The following is a 3,307-nucleotide window of genomic DNA, read 5'->3' on the forward strand; positions in this document are numbered from 1 at the left end:
ATTATATTTAGCAACTCTTTGGTTTGCGTTGACGAAATTAGTAGAAAATGAATTTTTGTTGTTACTTTTTTCTTGATAAAAAAGTAACCAAAAAATCAAGCGCTGATGAAAAAAGTGGCTGAAAGCTTAGTTTACAGATGAAAAGAAAAACAGTTGCCGGGAGGGATTGCAGGTAGGCTCCTGTTTTTCCAGCTGTAAACTAAGCTTTCAGCCACTTTTTTCAAAGGGTGCGTTTTTTTCTAGCATAAGCCATAGTGGTGAACAGAAACGTAAGAGGAAAATGCCTTACGGCTTAAATGTACTACAATGGTGGTCATCCTTAAGTGGATGTGCTATTGCGTGAACAGATACGCTCTGTCAGATTGCTGAATGGATACAGCTCCTTAGCACAATAGTTTATTTGACTAGTTGATATGATCAACCATACTTAAAGGAAAATGGCGCATATATTGATTAACTTCTTGTTTGACTTTTTTAATCTTATATTCATTTTCAATATTTTTAAGTACACGATCGATCCATTCTACAATCAATACCATATCAGCGTTGACCAACCCTCTAGTAGTTACAGCAGCTGTTCCTAAGCGGATGCCCGACGTAACGCGTGGCGTCATAGGATCAAAAGGAATTAAATTTTTATTAGTAGTAATATCTGCCTTTTGTAAAGCTGCCTCAGCTTGTTGACCGGTCAGCTTTTTATTAGATAAATCCAGCAATAATAAGTGATTGTCTGTTCCATTAGATATAATTTTATATCCCCTATCCATCAATGTCTCTGCCATAACTTTTGCATTGTTTTGCACTTGTATGGCATAAGCTTTGTAATGGGTCGTCATAGCCTCATAACATGCAATAGCTTTGGCCGCGATACTATGTACCAAAGGACCACCTTGTGTTCCAGGGAAAACAGCTGCATCCAATAAAGTAGACATAGGTTGAAGGATCCCTTTGGCATTGGTTTTACCAAAAGGATTTTCAAAATCTTTGCCCATCAGTAACATACCTCCTCGAGGTCCCCGTAATGTTTTATGGGTAGTAGTAGTTACAAAATGACAATAAGGAAAAGGATTATTGAGTAATCCCTGGCTAATTAGGCCTGCAGGATGAGCAATATCTGCCCATAAAAATGCACCTACTTCATCTGCAATTTCCCGTAGTCGCACATAGTCCCAGTCACGGCTATAGGCAGAAGCACCACAAATAATCATAACTGGTTTGATCAACCTTGCTTTTTGGGCAACTTCTTCCCATTGAATGCGTTCTGTTTCTGGGTCTATGCCATAAAAAAAAGATTGATATAACTTGCCAGAAAAATTTACAGGAGACCCATGGGTTAAATGGCCACCATGGGCTAGATTAAACCCCAGAATCTTATCACCAGGCTTTAAAACCGCCATCATTAATGCAGCATTAGCTTGTGAACCAGAATGGGGTTGTACATTAACCCACTCAACTTTAAATAATGCTTTGGCTCGTTCAATAGCTAAGGATTCTATTTGATCTACAATCTGACAACCACCATAATAGCGTTTGTCCGGCAGGCCTTCTGCATACTTATTGGTCAAAATGCTACCTGTTGCAGCAGCTATTTGAGCAGAAATAAAATTTTCAGAAGCAATCAATTCTACCCCCTCTTCTTGACGTCTCTTTTCTTTTGCTATAAGTGAAAAAATAATTGAATCTTGTTGGATCATGACAAATCTAGAATAGAGCTATTCGATTAAGCCAAGCTTGCTGCATTGACTATAATAGTTAATCAACCCCTAAAAGGCTTACATGCGCTAATATTAATTGATAAATTTTACCATTTTGTTGACTCATGGCTAGTTCTAATGGTGTGACTCCTTCTTTATTTTTTATCCTTGCACCCTTACCAACGTATAACAATAGTTTTTTTACAATATCTACATGTTGGTATTGAACAGCATAATGCAAAGCGGTTTGACCTCTGTTATTTTGCTTATTCACATCAATACAAGGATAACGCAATAAAGCACTCACGGCTTTTAGCTGATTAGCCACTACTGCATAATGCAGTGGTGTGCTACCTGTACTATCTTGTACATTTACTGTAAGTGCAGGAACATGTAATATAGCTTTGAGCAATTTAGTTTTTTTGTTGGCAACTATAAAATGCAAGGGCGTAACACCATTAGCTGCTTTTGCATTAATATTAAATCGGCCAGATTTTAATAATATTTGAAAGATAGCCAATAAGTTTTGCTTAGCAGTCCAATGCAACTCCGTGTATCCTTTTTTATCTTGCGTTTCAACAACTTGATTATGTTGTAACAAGCGTTGAACGATTGGCAGACTACGCTGTTTAATGGCCATTAATAAAGGGCTAGGCATGGTGCTACAAGTAGCACCTGCTTCCAATAATAATTCCACAAGGTCTTTTCTATTTTGTTGAATAGCCAAGTGCAATGGATGATATCCTTTATGATTGACAATATTTGGATTCGCACCAGATGCTAACAAAAGTGATACAATATTTTTATGCCCCCTTCGAATCGCAAGTAATAAAGGCGTATTCCCGTTTCTAACACTTACTTGATTTAATAAAGCTTTGGCTTCAATTAGACACGCTACAATACTTTTCTTAGCATATTTAGCAGCATAGTGTAATGGACTATATCCTAAAAAATCTTGATTATTAATATTTTTTTGATCACGTACTAAAGCGATAACTTTTTGTAAATTGTTGTCTTGAATAGCCCATATAAGTTGTTTATCCACAGCAGCTGGTTGGTCATTGATAGACCCTATATTTAGGTTTGATCTAGCATGGATATAGGTATAGGTATTGGTTATGAATAACAACCCGAATAAAATAGAGGTTTTTAGATTTTTTTTAGAAAAAAGGAAGTAGAAAAATGATTGTATATGCATTGATGATTAAATAACTAGATGGCTACAGGGCTAATAAAAGTAACACGAAACCTTTATTGCTGAAAATAAGAATGAAATAACAAAGAGAAAAAAGTTTTTTGTATGTTCTACGAACAGCTTTTTATAAGCATCATTGCAAATATATGGAATATAACATCCATTACAAAATGGACGTTTTGAGAAACATGAACCACTAACTATAGTGTACTGATTGATTTAAGACAAACTTTTATTAAACCTGCTTCCTATTTTTTCTTATATATAGGCTATGGCAGTTCTAGGCAAAACGCCCCTCGTACAATAATTTCGACCAGTAATCATTCCTCATATGAAATAAAAAAACAGTTTTGTTTGAAGCCCACAAAACAGACGAATGCTGTTTTTCCAGCTTTAAGGGTTTCCGTTCACCCAATGG

General features: G+C 36.1%; 2 protein-coding genes. Both read right to left on the reverse strand.

Annotated elements, in window-relative coordinates:
* Positions 1-404: 404 nt before the first annotated feature.
* The gene (gene glyA, locus MUW73_RS01135; RefSeq protein ID WP_320411676.1) at positions 405-1,691 is read right to left on the reverse strand and encodes a serine hydroxymethyltransferase; all 1,287 of its coding nucleotides are present in this window, start codon (positions 1,689-1,691) and stop codon (positions 405-407) included.
* Between the two features lie 61 nt (positions 1,692-1,752).
* Complete coding sequence (locus MUW73_RS01140) at positions 1,753-2,892, reverse strand: ankyrin repeat domain-containing protein (RefSeq protein ID WP_243575169.1); 1,140 nt, start codon at positions 2,890-2,892, stop codon at positions 1,753-1,755.
* Positions 2,893-3,307 lie beyond the last annotated feature (415 nt).

Origin of the sequence: Candidatus Cardinium sp. cByotN1, from assembly GCF_022810525.1 — a bacterium.
In the GTDB taxonomy this organism is placed as follows: Bacteria; Bacteroidota; Bacteroidia; order Cytophagales; family Amoebophilaceae; genus Cardinium.